The sequence below is a fragment of the Micromonospora sp. NPDC005367 genome (genome assembly GCF_040606825.1).
Lineage (GTDB): Bacteria > Actinomycetota > Actinomycetes > Mycobacteriales > Micromonosporaceae > Micromonospora.
The window spans coordinates 67768-83978 of the sequence record NZ_JBEXFP010000004.1; the positions used below are offsets into that span (position 1 = coordinate 67768).

General features: G+C 69.0%; 10 protein-coding genes and 4 pseudogenes. 5 read left to right on the forward strand and 9 right to left on the reverse strand.

All coding sequences use genetic code 11. From position 1 onward, the window contains the following. Positions 1–13 precede the first annotated feature (13 nt). Both ABZS42_RS04250 and ABZS42_RS04255 read right to left on the reverse strand, forming a co-directional pair. Positions 14–214, reverse strand: a complete 201-nt coding sequence (locus ABZS42_RS04250) for a hypothetical protein (protein ID WP_355142439.1) — start codon at positions 212–214, stop codon at positions 14–16. Further along, positions 211–854, reverse strand: a pseudogene (locus ABZS42_RS04255) (IS5 family transposase); the annotation flags it as partial. The pseudogene ABZS42_RS04255 and the gene ABZS42_RS04250, both read right to left, overlap by 4 nt. Before the next feature lie 5 nt (positions 855–859). Here ABZS42_RS04255 and ABZS42_RS04260 point away from each other — a divergent pair. Further along, positions 860–1204, forward strand: a pseudogene (locus ABZS42_RS04260) (integrase core domain-containing protein); the annotation flags it as partial. A gap of 227 nt (positions 1205–1431) precedes the next feature. Here the strand turns inward: ABZS42_RS04260 and ABZS42_RS04265 are convergent. Further along, entirely contained in the window at positions 1432–5409 is a 3978-nt protein-coding gene (locus ABZS42_RS04265; protein WP_355142441.1) for a carboxypeptidase regulatory-like domain-containing protein, read from the reverse strand. Between the two features lie 1342 nt (positions 5410–6751). Here ABZS42_RS04265 and ABZS42_RS04270 point away from each other — a divergent pair. After that, positions 6752–7375 carry a winged helix-turn-helix domain-containing protein gene (locus ABZS42_RS04270; RefSeq protein WP_355142443.1) on the forward strand — a complete coding sequence of 208 codons (624 nt, stop codon included), beginning with the start codon at positions 6752–6754 and terminating at the stop codon, positions 7373–7375. 778 nt (positions 7376–8153) lie between these two features. On the opposite strand, the gene ABZS42_RS04275 is transcribed toward ABZS42_RS04270, so the two are convergent. The 4 genes and pseudogenes from ABZS42_RS04275 to ABZS42_RS04290 all read right to left on the reverse strand — a co-directional run bounded on the left by ABZS42_RS04275 (position 8154) and on the right by ABZS42_RS04290 (position 10086). After that, entirely contained in the window at positions 8154–8381 is a 228-nt protein-coding gene (locus ABZS42_RS04275) for a winged helix-turn-helix domain-containing protein (RefSeq protein WP_355142445.1), read from the reverse strand. 440 nt (positions 8382–8821) lie between these two features. Further along, positions 8822–9240, reverse strand: a pseudogene (locus ABZS42_RS04280) (transposase); the annotation flags it as partial. Positions 9241–9502: 262 nt separating this feature from the next. Beyond that, positions 9503–9823 (reverse strand): annotated as a pseudogene (locus tag ABZS42_RS04285) (hypothetical protein); the annotation flags it as partial. 59 nt (positions 9824–9882) lie between these two features. Continuing rightward, the gene (locus ABZS42_RS04290; RefSeq protein ID WP_355142447.1) at positions 9883–10086 is read right to left on the reverse strand and encodes a hypothetical protein; all 204 of its coding nucleotides are present in this window, start codon (positions 10084–10086) and stop codon (positions 9883–9885) included. 250 nt (positions 10087–10336) lie between these two features. Between ABZS42_RS04290 and ABZS42_RS04295 the strand changes: the two genes are divergently transcribed. Next, the gene (locus ABZS42_RS04295; RefSeq protein ID WP_355142449.1) at positions 10337–10558 is read left to right on the forward strand and encodes a zinc ribbon domain-containing protein; all 222 of its coding nucleotides are present in this window, start codon (positions 10337–10339) and stop codon (positions 10556–10558) included. Here ABZS42_RS04295 and ABZS42_RS04300 read toward each other — a convergent pair. After that, positions 10555–11337, reverse strand: a complete 783-nt coding sequence (locus tag ABZS42_RS04300; RefSeq protein ID WP_355142683.1) for a DUF6461 domain-containing protein — start codon at positions 11335–11337, stop codon at positions 10555–10557. The two genes, ABZS42_RS04295 and ABZS42_RS04300, sit on opposite strands and share 4 nt — an antisense overlap. A 357-nt stretch (positions 11338–11694) precedes the next feature. Here ABZS42_RS04300 and ABZS42_RS04305 point away from each other — a divergent pair, with 357 nt between their 5' ends. After that, complete coding sequence (locus ABZS42_RS04305) at positions 11695–12144, forward strand: hypothetical protein (protein WP_355142451.1); 450 nt, start codon at positions 11695–11697, stop codon at positions 12142–12144. On the opposite strand, the gene ABZS42_RS04310 is transcribed toward ABZS42_RS04305, so the two are convergent. Continuing rightward, positions 12057–12596, reverse strand: a complete 540-nt coding sequence (locus ABZS42_RS04310; protein WP_355142453.1) for an Rrf2 family transcriptional regulator — start codon at positions 12594–12596, stop codon at positions 12057–12059. The two genes, ABZS42_RS04305 and ABZS42_RS04310, sit on opposite strands and share 88 nt — an antisense overlap. A 240-nt stretch (positions 12597–12836) precedes the next feature. On the opposite strand from ABZS42_RS04310, the gene ABZS42_RS04315 reads away from it, so the two are divergent. Further along, positions 12837–15977: a discoidin domain-containing protein gene (locus ABZS42_RS04315; RefSeq protein WP_355142455.1), complete on the forward strand. Its 3141-nt coding sequence runs from the start codon at positions 12837–12839 to the stop codon at positions 15975–15977. Positions 15978–16211: the final 234 nt, after the last annotated feature.

Sequence of the window (16211 nt, forward strand, 5' to 3'; positions counted from 1 at the left end):
GAGGACGCACAAGCTACGGCATCGTTCTGATGATCTTCCCATCGGCGCCGACGACGAACCACACGCCATCGACGCCCTGTCCGTCGACATCGCCAGGGCCGAGGTCACCGACGTAGTAGTAGAGGGGCCAGTCGCCGTACGTGGCCTGGTTGGTTCCCGCCGCCCGATCGGTCTGAGAAAGCGGTTCTCGGCTAGGGCCTGCCCTGCCGATCATGGAAGCCGGATGAGGGCCGCGATGAGGACGGGGCTGGATCGGTATAGGGATTCGCGTTTGGCGTAGCGGGTGGCCAGGTCGCACCAGTGTTTGAGCCGGTTGAAGCACCGTTGCACGACGTTGCGCTTGCGGTAGGTCGCCTTGTCGAAGGCTGGTGGTCGCCCGCCGTGGCTGCCCTTGGCGGCCCGGCGGACGACTTGGTCGGACCGTTCGGGGATGACGTGCGGGATGCGCGTTGGCGCAGGGCTCGGCGGGTGGAGTCGTGGGCGTATCCCATGTCGACGATCAGCACGTCGGGACGCTTGCGGGGCCGGCCTGGTCCCGGCTGGTTGACCCGGATCGCGTCCAGCAACGCCAGGAGTTGCGGATTGTCGCCGGCCTGGCCGGGGGTGAGCAGGATCGACAGCGGCCGGCCGCGTCCGTCAACGGCGAGGTGGATCTTTGTGCTCAGCTCCCCTCGGGACCGGCCGATGGCCTCGCCATCTTGCGCACCAGGCGTCGCCGGACTTGTCGGGGAGCCCCCTTTTTGCGGGCGCCGGCGGCATGCTGATGTGCCCCGCACGATCGACGAGTCGATGCTGATCGTCCACTGCACCGGTGTGCCATCGTCATGTACCCGCGCCGCCGCGAGGATTCGATCCCGGGGTCTGGTTCGCCGCGCACAACATCACGCACATCGAGAAGATCGTCACTGACAACGGTGGCTGCTACCGCGCGGACGCCTTCGCCCGAGCCCTGCTCGGCGCGAAGCACAAGCGCACCAAGCCGTACACGCCCAAGCGCAACGGGAAGGTCGAGAGGCACAACCGGATCCTCGCTGAAGAGTTCCTCTATGCCCGCACCTGGGCCTCGGAGGCCAAGCGCGCGCACGCGACTGCCGTGTGGAACGTGCACTACAACTACCACCGCCCCCACAGCGCCGCTGGCGGTCAGCCACCTGCAGCCGCGTTCAACCAACGTGTCACCAACGTCATGGCCTCGTACACCTAGGTCGACGATGCCAACCGCTGTTCGGCAACCGTCCTCGACGACGAAGGCAAGCCCGGGCGGCGTCACGGTCATCGTCACGTCGACCGGGGCCACCGAGTCGGGGGTCCTGATGCCGGGGAGCAGGCCGCTCAGGTCCGTTCGACGCCCGACGGCGACCCGGCCACCTGGATGGTGACCGGGCCGCCGCCGCCGTAGGGACGCGTGCTACGGCGCGCCCCGCGTACGCGCTACTGGAGCGGGTCGAGCGAGAAATCCGCCGTGACCGTCTGCCCAGCCTTGAGCGTGACCTTCGCCGTTTCAGGCACGTAGCCCTCGGCCGCGACGATCAGCGTGAGCGGGCTCACCTTCGAGTCGATCCAGTACTCGTACGTGCCGTCCTCCTCGGTGACCAGCGTCGTGCGGTACCCCTTGCCGCCGTTCACCTGGACGATGACCCCACCGAGCGGCTGGCCGCCGGCCTCGGTGACGGTGCCGGTGATCTTGCCCCACGACTTCGGGGCGGTGACGTTCATCGACACCGGCACCTCACCCACGTTGTACGGCGTGTTGGTGCTGGCACCGATTGCGGCGGAGTACGCGCCCGGCTGGTCGACGTCGGCCGACATGGTTGCCTCCACCGTGACCGACTCGCCCGGCTCGAGCGTGACGGACGGGTTGTCGAAGGACACCCAGTCCGCCGGAGCGCCGCCGGTGCTACCCGTCACGTTCATCACGATGTGCATGTCCGGGAAGCCGATCGACGACGTTTCGGCCGGTTCGGAAATGCCGCAGTCCACCGAGGCGATGTACGACGGAGCCGTCTGGCCGGCGTTGTTCGAGCCGATGAAGAAGTAGCCATCCGCAGGGACGGCCACCTCGACCACCAGAGTGCCACCGGACGGAACCGCGCCCTCGACCGGGACCGTCACTAGCGTGCCGTTACCGGCCGGGACCGTGGCGTCGGCCGAGCCGATGAGCGTCATGTTGGCGTACCGCAGCTCGCCCTCGAGCGCGTAGAGGTTGACCGTGAGCGGCTGGCTCCCCTGGTTCACCTCCACCCCGAACGACACGCTCGACACGTCCAGGCCGTTGAGCCCGAAGTCGGCCAGCGTGAATGTCCGCAGGTACGAGTTGTTCCGGGTGGTGAGGCCGTTGTTGCACGACGCCGAGTTGCCGGTGATGATCGCCTGCGACGCGGAGTGCGTGATGGTGATCTCGTCGGCCGGGATCGGCGCCGCCTGAGGCGTCACCGTCTCGCCCTTGACGTTCGAACGTGACATCGACGAGCCGGCCGCCGACAGCTTCCCCTTCGGGGCCACCGACGCCGGGACGGTCGCCTTACCCTTCACCGCCGTGAGAGCACCCGTGGCGAGTGGCGCGAACTCGCCGCTGCGGGCTTCCAGCTCGACCGACGCCGGGGCGGTGCCCTCGTTGGTGATCGTGAGCTCCTCGGTGTGCGAACCGCCCATCGGCAGCTCGGCGTGCGTGTCGCCGTCCGAGGCGATGGTCACCATGCCCGCGGCCAGCGCGGCGTCGAACCTCACGGTGCTGTCCTCGGTAACCATGACCGAGCCGGTGGCAGCCTCATACTTCGGCGCCGTGATCTTGACCGAGTAGCCACCGGTGAGGACCGACGTCGAGTACGTGCCGTCCGCTCCAGTGGTCACGGTCTTGCTCTGGGCCTCGGAGGAGACCGCCACGGTCGCGCCGGAGATCGGCGTACCCGTGTTCCGGTCGGTCACCGTGCCGGCCACCGTGCCTCGTGGCGCGGAGTCGTAGTGGATCGACATTCCGGCGTTGATCGTCGCGGTGTTGTAGGAGAACTGATGGGCGATGGTGCCGTTCTCGTTCTCGATACCCACCGTGGCCGAGCTGCCGGCCGCCGCTCCGCCCGAGTTAGCCCCGTAGCCGAGCTCGATCTCACCGTTCTCCAGGAGGGTCACGGAGAAGTTCGTCCGGTCGGCACGGTTGGCGTAGAACGTGACGTTCCGGAACTCGAGGACGAACGCGTCCACGCCGTCGACCTGAGTGGTCGCGGTGTAGAGACCCGACGAGTCGTCGAAGTACAGGTCGTCCCACAGCGGGTAGATTGCGGCGTTAGGTGCGGCACTGTTCGGGATCACAGTGTTGCTGTATGTGGTCGTGAGCCCGGCGAAGTTCACGTGGCCGTTGGTGGTCACGTACGCCGTCGTGTAGTCGCCCTCGTAGTACGGGAACGAGAACGGCAGCGGGACCGTGGTCGCCGCGTCGTCACCGGTCAGGTCCGCCCGGGTGTCACCCGTGGCGGCCCCGTCGCTGCCGACCGTGCAGAAGTACCCGAAGTCGTCGTACCGACGGGCGATCTCGGCGGTGACCGTCTCGTCACCGTCGACGACGACCTCCTCCGAGAACGTGCTCGTGCAGGTGCCGCCCTCGATCGAGACGGTGTAGGTGCCCTCGGGCACGTCGGCGAACGCGAACGCGCCGTTGGCGTCGGTGGTGACCGGGTCGATCGGTGCGGAGATGCTCACCGTGGTGCCGACGAACGGGTTGCCCGTGGCGACATCCGTGACGGTGCCGGACACGGTGTGGCTTGGCGCGGCCTCGAGGTCGATGTCCACCGTGGTGGTCGCGTCGACGGTGACCGTGGCGCCGGTCGGGGCAGACGGCAGGTAGCCGAACGCCGAGGCCGAGACCTGGTAGTCGCCCACGGCGACGCGGGCGGAGTACGTGCCGTCCGTGCCGGTGGTGACGGTACGGTCGTGCTCGCCGTCGACCGTCACGCGCGCCCCGCTGATCGGGTCGCCGTCGGTCTCGGTGACGGTGCCGGCAACGGTGCCCATGTCACCGATCGGCGCGGCGTCGATCAGCGCGGCCAGGTCGAGCGTGCCCTCGCCGTAGACGTTGTTGTTTTCGGCGGTGCCGCCGCACGAGGTGTCGTCGACGTTGTGGGCGGTCTGGTTCAGCAGTTCCCAGGTGCCCGGAATGTCGCCGATCAGTGCCGGTGCGGCGCTCCACAGTACGGCGACGGCGCCCGCGAGGTGCGGGGCGGCCATCGAGGTGCCGTTGTAGACCGCGTACCCATCACCGGGGACCGAGGAGCGAACGGCCACGCCCGGGGCCGAGATGTTCGGCTTGATCCCACCGCCCTCACCGGGACCGCGCGAGGAGAAGGACGCGATGTGGCCCGAGGAGTCGACCGCGCCCGTCGAGTAGTTCGTAGTGTTCGCGCCCGGCGAGGAGGTCGTCTGGCAACCGGGACCGCTGTTGCCCGCCGACCAGGCGCTGAAGATGCCGGCGGCAGCCCACGCGTCGGTGATGTCCTGGTACCAGTCGTCGATGGCCCCGGCGGCGACCGCGCCCCACGAGTTGTTGACGACGTGCGGCCGCTTCGCCGGGTCGGGGTCGGTGCCGTCCGTGCGGGTCGGCGCGGTGATCCACTGACCGGACTCGAGCAGGTCGGCGTCCGAGCAGGTGTCGCAGCCGTTGGCCTCGATCCACTGCGCGTCGGGCGCGACACCGATCTGGTTGCCCTGGCCGTCGTCGCCCATCATGGTGCCCATGGTGTGCGTGCCGTGCCCGTTCACGTCGCACGGGTTGCCGGAGCCGCACCGCCCGGAGGAGTCGAAGGCGTTGTAGTCGTTGACGATTGTCCCGTCAGGCTGCCGACCGCGGTAACCGTCAGCGAGTGCCGGGTGGTCGAACTGGACGCCGGTGTCGACACTCGACACGACGATGCCCTCGCCCGTGAAGCCCTGGGCCCAGACCTCAGGGGCGTTGATGAAGTCGAGGCCCCACTCGACCGTGGCCGGGGCGTTTGCCGGCGCCTTCTCGCGCTTGACCGGTTCGACGAGGTCGAACTTCGTGATCTCGGTGATCTGGCTGACCTCGGGCTGCGCGGCGAGCTCCTTGGCGAGCTCCAGCGTGCCGTCCTCGACGAGGATGCGGTTGCTGATCCAGAAGCTCTCGTAGTCGGCGTTGTTCGCCTCGAGCTGCTGGATCACGTCGGCCTGCGACGTCTTGGCCGTGCTGGTGAGCGCGTCGTAGACGTACTGGCCGCGCTTGCCCCAGTCGGCGTTGTTCGGCGCCGCGTCGAGGTTGGCCTTCGCCGACAGCTTTACCCAGAAGTCCGCGGAGTCGTGCGCGGTCAGCGTCTTCTCGACGGCCGAGGTGAGCTTGTCGGCCGAGTTGGCTGACGGTGCTGTGGTCGCTGGCGCTGCGAACGCGGCGTGTCCTGCGCCCGCCATCACCGTCGCGAGAATCGCGAAAGCCGCTGTTGCGGCTGACGCGCGTCTCGCATGCCTGGTTCGTGTGTGCACGGAACCTCCATGTACTAGCGCGCCGCAGAGACAGGACGCGCACGATCCCCACGGTCGTGGGCTATAGACCAACATGGATGATGCGGCGCAGGTGGGTCTACCCGGCGGCATGGGCAACTCGGGAGCGCTCCGGTCAACTCGTGGCTAACTGATGATCAGCGCGTCATAACCGTGCGGTGTTTCCGGGTCCTCGCCCCAACCCCGCGAGATGGCGGGTTCTCCGACATCGCATGACTCCGACAGGGGCGACCGATGAGTAAGTCATGAGGCTGCACGCACCGCACGTGTCGGCTCCGGCCGTTGGATGCTCGGAAGCGGACCGCCGGCAGGGAAGGACCACGTGGCCCGAACGATCGAACCGCTAGTACCTGGCAGCAGCGGACAGCCGCGCCGGTGCGCTGGGCGTAGTGCCCATGGGACTCGCCATCGTACCGGGGTCCAGCACCGCGAGTGCCGGCCTGCAGTCGACGGAGACCTGGGTGGTGCAGATGGCACTCGGCCCGGTCGTGGCCTACGAGGGCGGAGTTGCCGGCCTTGCCGCGCCGAGCCCGCCCCCGGGCACAAGGTCGACCCGCGGTCGGCCGGGTCGTGTCGTACGCCGACCACCAGGAGGCCCGGCACGCCGCCGCCCTCAGCCGAGTCGGCGGCGGCAGGAAGCTCTACGACTTCAGTTACTCCTTTGACGGTTCGCCGCTCGGCTGACCGCCGATCAAGGAGAGTGTTCTCGACCCCGGCGGCCGGGCGGTGTTGTCGACGGCAGACGACCATCTCGTGGCTTTCACGTCGCTGCTTCCGACCGACTCAGGATGGATTCTGTCACGCCATGGGCATCACCGAATCCGGCTGGGTCACGGGTATCGGCCTCTTAGAACCCGACGGTGTCGCGCCAGGAGGGGTTCCTCGTCGGCGAGTCGCCTGATCAGATCGGCGAGGTTACTGTTCCGGCGGGCTGCCGTGTCGCTGCTGGTCGACGCCACACCAGCATCATGAGCCCCTACACCTCACCCGGAACCGACGGGAAATTTCTGCCTAACTTCGCCACGTTCCTGACGATAATTGTCAACCCTGTCGACTGTTAGTGACAATTTGCCCACGCGCTGTACTTGATAGTCCGTTCACATAGTTCATAGTGTCCTTTCGGGTAACCAACGTGGTCCGCGCGGCGCCCAGAGGGCTTTGGGGGTCGTTCCGGTCCTACCAGCGTCTGCTCCTGTTCCATATCGGATCGGCGACGCAGGCGGAACGCAGGAGGCCGCAGGTAAGGAGAAAGATGACTCTCGCTCCGAGAGAAGAGTCCATCGGCGATGTCCGGATGGAACCTCCACCGCGAGCCGACGGCGCAGCCTTGATCATCGCGATCGCCTCCTCGACGGCGGAGAGAGTACGCCTGGCGTCGCTGGTGACCGACCATGCTCCGGTGCTGCTGGTCTCGTCGCCGGAGGAGCTCCGGTCGCTACTTGTCGACAGCGCCCCGCCCGCCGAAGCCCCGTCAGTCCATCCACGCGTCGTCGAGCCGCGCCCGCACGCCCTCATGGGAACGGCTGATGTCGTCCCGGAGGTCGACTCGGACAGGCGGGTGGCAACCTGTTCCGGGCGCACCGTACCCCTGTCGCCCCTCGAGCACGACCTGCTTCGGTACCTTCTGCTGGCCCAACTCGGCCGCATCTGCACCTTCGAGTCGCTGCACCGCGCGGTCTGGGGCAACGACCACCTCGGCGGCCGGGGCGACGTGTGGTCGGTGGTGAAGCGACTCCGCCGCAAGCTCGACGAATTGGACTGCCCGCTGCGGATCCAGGCGGTGCGCGGCGTCGGCCTGCGTCTTGTCGACCCCGGCGCGGTGCTGTCAACGAACGCCGAAGAAGCGCGAGAGAGTCGAGACCAGATCTGGGAGTGATGCGCCTTCCGGGTCCATGGCGGTCCCACGCCTCGCCGCACCGAAGCCCTTCTACCTGCTCGGCCCTTAAACAAGCCACGACTTCAACGTCGAGTTCGCGATCACCCCCATTGAGGCGTTCACCTGCACGGCGGATCGAGATCGAGCTGCAGGCATCATCGGGAGATGTCCTCCGCCAAGATCAGCTAGACGTTCATCTGCCGGGGTGGCGTGGTCTCGCCGGCGCCCTTGGCATGCAGGGCGGCGGCGACCGCCGCCGCCAGCGAGCCCGTCTCGCGCAGCGCGCGCTCCTGCAGTTCCGGCTGCCGTCGATGATGGACTGACGCAGGCGAACCAGGTCGAGGCGGTCGGCGAAGATCTCGTCCGCGACCCGGTGAAAGGCGGCGCTAACCGCCTCGAAGGGGGCGGCGTGCATCTCGGCGACCGCAAAGGGTTCAGTCGCGGACGCGTCGAGTGTCGATCCTGGGCTGATGCCGCTGGGGGCGAAGTCCTGGCGGCCCGCCAGTTCGCAAGGCAGCGGCCGAAGAGGGGCTCTCAGCGCGCGGGTGAGGAACGTGCCCCGATGACGCCGGGCTTAGCGGCGTCTTAAGCGCCCGGACAAGCCGGGTGCCCGTTCGTGCAAATGGCGCAACATGAATGCGATTCGCATAACCTCCCTACCTGCACGACTTCATCGTCGAACGCTGGTACTACTGGACTTGGTGCGCTCCCACGAGGATCCGACGGGTTCAGCTCCACGCAGTCGGCGTAACGTCCACGCCTCCTGTTTCGCCTAACTTCACGAGTCGTCATGCCCCTTGACGTAGACGCCTCGACCAGGCTCTCCATATACGACGCTTTTGGCGTGCAGCACCAGAAGCGCACGCTGCACGGTTGCGATGGAGACGCTGTAGAGCTGTGACAACTGGCTATAGGAAGGAATCTTGGACGCGGGTGGGTACTCGCCGGTGGCGATGCGGGCGGCGATGTCGTCCGCGATTTGGCGGTAGGTCATTCGTCGGGGCATGTCACTCCTGAGTTGGCGCCCCGATGAGATCACGGGCACTAGCTCCACTCAACCTCCGGCTAACCCAGTGAACTATGTGCATGTTCGGGTAGGCGGCGAGCGGTGGTCTTTGTGAACCTGGGTTGGCACCGAGGGGCACGGACCCTGTCGGCCGTGGGTCGGGCCAGCTCCGGCTTTCGTCCCCCGGTTCGGCAGTCGGAGAGCCCGCTCGCCGCGACGCGATGAGCCACGGTTCCCGGCCTACGCCCACACGAGTGGGCTTCGGTTCAGGCATGACCTGCTGGCGTCGGCTGCGGGACTGGAACCATGCCGGCATGCGGCACGTTAGCGCCCGTACGTGCCCGGGGACCATCTCCAGATCGAATCCGCACCAGCGGCGTGCGATCTACGTGCGATAGGCGGTGGCCAGGCAGGAGGCACGCCAGTCTGGGCGCGTCCTAGCAGGCGTCGGCCACGACCAGGACCCCCAGTCACCGGCCCACCACTGCCCGGCCCTGATCAGCCGTCCCACGATGTCTCGCAGCTGCCCAGGTGACCGTGGCTGCGTGGTCACCCGGCGCCAGCCGCACCGCGTTCAACGGCACGGTCCATGAACTTCGGCCCGAATCCAGGGCCACGACCACCAAACAGGCGCCAGCCCGAGATCATGATCGTCTGATCCTTGCCGCGACCGCAGGTGTGACACAGGATCTGCTGCGGCGAAGTGTTCGCGAACGGCCGCAACCAGCAGGTGATCGCGGCGGCCAAAAGGCCACGTCCATCAGCCGTGCGCGGCAACGGCACCGCCGCGACGCAGGTACGCAACCGATCGATGTCCAGGCACCCGCAGGGCGACGGCGTCATACAACGCCCCGCCACCCCCGGCGGTGTCAGCGCTGCGTGCGGTCGTCGATCTCGGTGTCGGACTCGCCGGGCCGGGCGCCGATCGCCTCCTCGGCGGCCCGACCGCCGGTGCTCTCGTCACCCAGGTCCAGACTGCTGTGCGGCAGGCCCGACAGCCCGGCCGGGTCCTGGTCTTCACCCTGCACGCCCCGCGCATCCTGGGCGCGGTCGTCGATCACCGACTCGCCCCGCCGGGCACCGATCGCCTCCTCGGCGGCCCGACCGCCGGTGCTCTCGTCACCCAGGTCCAGACTGCTGCGGGGCAGGCCGGACAACCGGGCCGGGTCCTGCGTCGGCTGGTCGACGGCGGCGGCCGTCTGCGCGCCCGACCCGCCGGCCGACTCCCGGCGTCCGACGCCCTCGCCGCCGTACCTGCCCGACGCACCGCCCTGCTCGGCCACGTTGGTGTCGGCCGGCCCACCGTCCGGCTCGGCCAGTCCGGCCCGCCGCAACATCTCGACCAGCTCGTCGTGCGGCATCCCGTCCGTGTCCGGCATCCCCGCAGCGCGCGCAATCGACCGCAGGGTCTTGAGGTCCTGATCCGCGAAGGTTTCGGCCATGCGGCTGGCTTCCCTCGTGCCGGGGACGGAAACCCCGGATCAGGCCCGCGCCGCCGATGTCACTCCTCGTCCTGTTTTTCCATCCCGCCGGTGGCCTGGTAGTGCCAGCCGTCGCCGGCCGGGCGATCCTTGCGGTACTGCACGTACCAGGTGCCGTCGCGCGTCTCGTGGGTGAAATCCACGAGGTCGCCGGGCCCGTCGGGCAGCTCGCGCTGCACACCGTCGAGCGGCCCGCCGTGCAGATGCGCCAGTGAAGCCTCCATGCCCAGCGGGCTACCCGTGCGGCCGCCGGCCATGCCCTATACGGCGCGGTTTCGCCCACGCCAGCGCGATGGGGCCGCCGGAACCCAGCCTTCGACAGTCCCGCGGGGTTGGGTCGCCCGGTCGAAAGCCGCAAGGCTCAGACAGACACCCAGGATCTCGAAAGGGGTTGCTGAGGTATGCATTCCACCTCTCGAGCGGTTCTTCCCGTCCACCCGGATGTGCTCGGCATGCGGCCGCATCAGCGGGAAGATGACGCTCAACGTCCGGTCGTGGGACTGTCCCTGTGGAGCAGCCCACGACCGGGACGTCAACGCCGCCATTAACGTGTTGGCCGCCGGACAGGCGGACAACTCAAACGACCGTGGAGCGCACGTAAGACCGGCATCCGTGCCGGCAGCGCGCAGAGAAGCGGTAACCCACCCGGACGCCGCGTGTTCCACGCGCAGCGTGGAGGGAATTTCCGTCCTTTAGGGCGGAGAGGATGTCAAGATCGTGCCGCCTCGACGAAGGCGAGTTGGAACGGTGCCCGCAGCGCGCTCGTCGCCATCCAGCCTGCCGACGTGGTCGGGGCGTAGCACCAACGCACCCAGGTTTGCTCCCTGTGGCGGGGCGTAAGGACTGTTGAGCGCTCGCCCTTCCCTCACAGGCGCAGATGGGTTCGGTTTGGGACTGGGGAGCCGGCGTCCTGGCGGACGAAGGTTCGTGGTGTGGGGGTGGGACGGCGAGTGGGTTCGCTGGGCAGAAATGCGCGCGGTGAGTAACGGCCCGTCGACGGTGCCGGAGTCGAGCGGGGCACCGATATACGCGGCGACGATCTCCAGGGCCGGAGCCAGCCGTGAGCGCTGCGGAGGGAACGCGGCGAGTCGGTCGTGCAGCAAGTCCCACCAAGGGCGAGGCGGCTGGGGTTTCGTGTAGGGCATGCCGGGGTCAAACCGCTCGACGCATTGCTTGTCACGCCAATGGGCGAAGATGTTCATGCCGTCCCCGCCACGCAGGATGCTGAGGGTCTCAGTGCCCTCCGACAGGGCGGAACATGTGGCCGGCAAGGCGCCCGTGACGCTCTCCTCCTCGAGACAGAACGACCAACTCCGCAAGCTGCCGACGCGCAGCACCGCTTCCTCTTGCGGGCTTTCGCCGTACATCGAGCTGGCATGGTGGTAGTCGAGAAGGCGCGCCGCTCGTGGGTCGGCACCGTATCGCGCGAGCGCATCCTCTGGGGTCAGGCCCTGGGTGAAGGTCACACACCACATGACCCGGCCTGGGTCCTCGGCCCATGCCCACTGTCCCGCTGAGGACTCACTCACCTGCGTCTCCTCTTCCGTCGCCCATCACCGCAGGATGGGGGCCGAGGGATTCTCGAGCCCTCAACCCACCTCGTGAGACCCGGCTGCTTGTTCTGCTGCCGACTGAGTGGTGAACCGTATCGGTGGTTTGCCGCGCTCGGCACTTCGCGCCGTGACGGCCCGTTGGCGGCTCGGTTCGGACTGCCTCACGCCTGCGGCGACTTGGCGTGTGCACGTGTAAGCCCCGGACTGATCGCAGGCCACTGGCGAGCCCAGCGGCCAGCGCGTCGACCCGTTCGGCCGGGATCGCCATACCCTGCTTTGATGTCGATCATGGGAGAAGAACGCATTGCCGCCGTAGCCAAGATTCGGCGCGCGCGGGTGTCGGTAGCGCTCGCAGTCGTCGCCACGGTGATCGCCGGGCTCGGTGGCTATCGGATCGGGTTGTCGCGTGAGCGGCATTCGGCGACCGCAGTGGTGTTGACGGGGACTGTCACGTGGTCGAACGAGGAGACGCGACTGATCGCGTTCGAGACGGACGGCGCCGTCCGCAAACCCAACGAGGGGGACACGATCTACTCCGTGCTTACCGACAATTGGCAGGACGCCGCGGGGACGTTTCGCTCGGATGGCACCTATCCGACCTGTCTAGCCCGGGAGGGCGACGATCCAGTTTCTATGGATCATCACCGCGCCGAGTTGACCGTCATCGACTGGGACACTGGCGGCGCCCAGTGGATGCACGTTGCGGTTCGAGTCCGCTGCATGGACTGACGCCCCTTCCCAGCAGTCCGTGAGGCGCCGACATCGGCGAGCTGCAGCGGCTCGCCAGTGGGGCCGCACCGTACGGGCAATCCAGCGCGGACTGACAAGGGGGCCCGATGCGCTTCGCCGTGCAGGGCATGATGCCGCCCGCCACCGTGCCGCTGACACGGCACATCAGCATCCAGCATTCCGCGTCCGACCGGGCACTCCGGGTTCGGTTCGCCGTGGTGCAGGGCCAGCAGCGGCTCCGGTGAGACGGCCAGCCAGACGTCCAGCAACGTGATCTCCGTCGCCGACCGCGCGAGGGAGTAGCCGGCGCCGTTGCCGCGGCGTGCCCGCACCAGGCCGGCCCGCTGCAGGTCACCGAGGCTGCGTCGGACGATGACCGCGTTCGTGTTGACGCTGGCGGCCACCTCCTCGGAGGTGAGCACCTCACGACCGCGCCGCCTGGCCAGTTCCATCCAGGCCAGGGCATGAGCCGCGATCGTCACCCTGCTGTTGGCCGCCAACCCCGGCAGTCTCGCCGACCCGTGTGGCAAAAGCAACCATCACTGTTACGTTCGGCGGCCGTCGCGCGCCAAGCCCGGGTGTCCGTGGCGTCGAGCAGCGGTAACGGGTTCGCGCCCCTTGACATCCGGAGAAGATCATCGGAGCCTGTGCGGACTGAGACAACGTTGTCAACGGGGGAGCGAGGCCATCCCATGTCCGATTTCGCGTTGAGCCGCAGGCGGCTCCTCATCCTTGCAGGTGCCATCGGCAGCGGCCTCGCCATCGCCTCGCCCGCCGGCAGCGCCCAGGCCGCGCCGCTCGCGCCCACGTCGCCGGTCGCGGCCACCGACCCGGTCGCCGCCACCTACCACGCACTGCTGCTCGCCCACACGCGATGGTCGGAGCAGCAGTGGGATCCGGCGCTCAACGCCTACCGTCTCGCGGACTTCCGCTTCGCAGTCGTCCTCGGCAACGCGGTCCTGCTCACCGCGCCCGGATACGACGCGGCAGCCGCTGGCGTCGACCGGGACACCCTGCACAGCCGCACCGTCGCCACCATCCGACGGTACGCGGCCACCAACCGCCTCGCCGGCGGCACCGAGTGGGGCCAGCGACTCTTCTGGGACAGCACCTTCGAGCTCTACTTCATCCTGGCCGCCCGGCTGCTCTGGGCCGACCTGGACGAGGCGACCCGCACCAACATCGACCGCATCGCCCGCGGACAGGCCGCGTACGCCTCCGACCTGGGCACGGGTGACGACCCGCTCAGTGGCGACTGGACGCCGAACGGCCTGACCGGTGGCTGGATCGGTGACACCAAGCTCGAAGAGATGGGCGTCTACGCCCAGGCGATCGCGCCCGGCCTGGCCTGGGCGGCGGACGACGACCGCGCCGCCGGGTGGCGCGAGCGGTTCCTCACGTGGACGATCAACGCGACCGGACTTCCCCCCGCCGACCGCGCCAGCCACGCCGTCGTCGACGGGCGGACGGTCGCGCAGTGGAACACCGCCCACAACATCCACGACTCCTTCCTGGTCGAGAACCACGGCTCCTTCGGGCCGCACTACCAGGAAGAGCTCTGGCGTACGGCGGGCCGCACCGCAGCGCACTTCCTGACCGCCGGCCAACCACTCCCCGAGGCGCTCACCCGGCAACCCAACGGCGCTGAGCTGTGGCGGACCATGCGACTGATGGCCAGCGACGCCGGCGAACCGTTCATGCCGATGGTCGCGGACCGCTACCACCTGTACGGCCGCGACGTCCTGCCGCTGGCCTTCCTCGCGCAGGTCCAGGGTGACCGGCACGCGGCCCGGGCCGAGGCGGACCTGGCCGACCGGCTCATGCCCTACCTGAACTACCCGCCCGAGGACCGACTTACCAAGTTCAGCGGCGAACCGAAGTACGAGCCGGAGGCGCGGGCCGAGGTAGCGATCAGTTATCTCTTCCACGCCTGGCGGGCCGCCAACGGCGGTGTCGTCCAGCCGGTCGACAGCACCACGTTCTTCACCGCGGCCGCCGGCACGAGGGACTTTGGGGAGCAGGCCGGCCTGACCGCCCAGCAGACCGCGACCGCCTTCGCCGCGGCGGTCAGCAAGACCGGCTTCGTGTCGTTCCTGTGGGCCCCCGCCCACGACAACTGGCTGTTCGACACGCGGGCCGCGTCGCTGCTGCCGAGGCAGTCCGCGCCCGTCCTCGGCCGCACCTCCGCCGCGTACACCGTGGCGCGCGACGGTGTCGACGCCACCGCCACCGTCCTGCGGGTCGCCGGCGGCACCGCCGGATACGCCACGCTCCCCACCGGCACGGTCGTGTACGCCACCACCGGCATCGCGGAAGACGAGGGCGTCCTCACGCTGTTCAACCTGGACATGCCCGGCGTACCCGGGCTCACCGGCACCCGCACCTTCACCGGCGAGCAGGGGTCCGTCACCCTGGCCGGACAATCGGGCCTCGGCGACGGCGGGAGCGACCAGGTCAGCCTCCCGCCCCGGTCAGCCCGGTGGGTGCGGATGCTCGGCCAGGCCTCCGCCACCCAGTACGGCTACTCGCTGTTCGCGCTCGCCGTGCTCGACGCCCGCGGCGTAGACCTCGCCACCGGCCGACCCACCACCGCCTCGTCGGCCGACCCGGCCTACCCCGCACGAAACGCCACCGACGGCAACACCGGAACCCGCTGGGCGGTGGCTCGCGAGGAGCGCGCCCGCCCGGACAGTTGGCTCGCCGTCGACCTCGGCGCGCCGACGGACATCAGCGGCGTACGCCTGGACTGGGAGGCCGCCTACGGCACCCGGTACGTCATCCAGACCTCGCTCGACGGCGTCACCTGGAGCGACGCGGCAGTGGTGCCGGACCGCCCGACCATCGCCGGCTCCTGGCTGGACGTCGACGGGCGTGCCGGCCTGGTGGTCCACAACGGCCAAAACCCGATCACTGTGACCGGCACCACCGTCACCCTCTCCAGCGGACCGGCCGCCGGCAGCACCCGGCTGATCGTCGAGGGGTACGCGGACGCGAACCACTCGGCCCTGGCCGCGACGGCGTCCCGTGCACTGCCGAGCGGCGGGCCGGAGGCGTTGCGGGTCAGCGACGCGGACGGATACCTCAGCGTGTTCAACCTGTCCGACGAGGACATCACGACGGCCACCGTCACGCTCCCGCAGCCCACGACGCCGCGCCTGTACCGCGGGAGCCAGGTCACCGGATCCGACACCACCGACTACCAGGTCAACCTCGCCGCCGCCACCGCACGCGTCGAGCCACCCCGGTTCACCGCGACCCCGGTAGCGCCCGCGAGGGCGGTCCCCGCCGGCACCCGGTTCGACGTCACCGACTCCCACCACCTCACGATCACCGCACCCGCCGGCGACATCGTGTCGGTACAGGTGGAGTGCGCCGCCAGCGGTGCCACCCGTCGGGTGACCGTACCCGCTGGTCGTAGCCGCGACGTCGAGTTCGCCGGTGCGCCGGTGACGCCGACCAGCGACCTCGCCCGGTCCCGGACGACCTACCCGACGTCGCCGCTGCCGGCCGGCATGACCGACCCGTCGGCGGCCGTCGACGGCGACCCGGGTACCTCCTGGGAGCCCGGTCCGACCGGCCGGATGGTGATCGACCTCGGAACGCGCCAGGATCTCGCCTCGCTCCACCTGACCTGGACCCCCGGTCGGCGCCGGCCGGTCACCGTGGCGGTCTCCGCCGACGGCCTCGACTACGTCGAGGTCGCCTCCGTCGCGCGTCCGCGCCCGGAATCCGACATCGCCGTCCGGACCTCCGGGCGCTACGTGGCGATCGCGGTCGCCGACTGGCGGCACGGCGACGCGCGGCTGACCCACGTGGAGGTCTTCCCGGCCTGATCCGTCACCTCCACTCAGCGCGGCACTCATCCAGGAGGCGGCCGATGCCCTGGCCGCAGAGGCCTGACCATGGGCGCGCCTCAACCAGCTCGCTGACGACCGTGGTTGCCTCGAGCGTCCGCGCACGCTTGTCGGCCAGGTAGAGTCCACCACCCACTACGCGTTGCGCTGCGAACGCTGCCGGATGTCGGTGGTGACGCTGACGGTGGACCCATCGGCGCGCCGGACGACAGG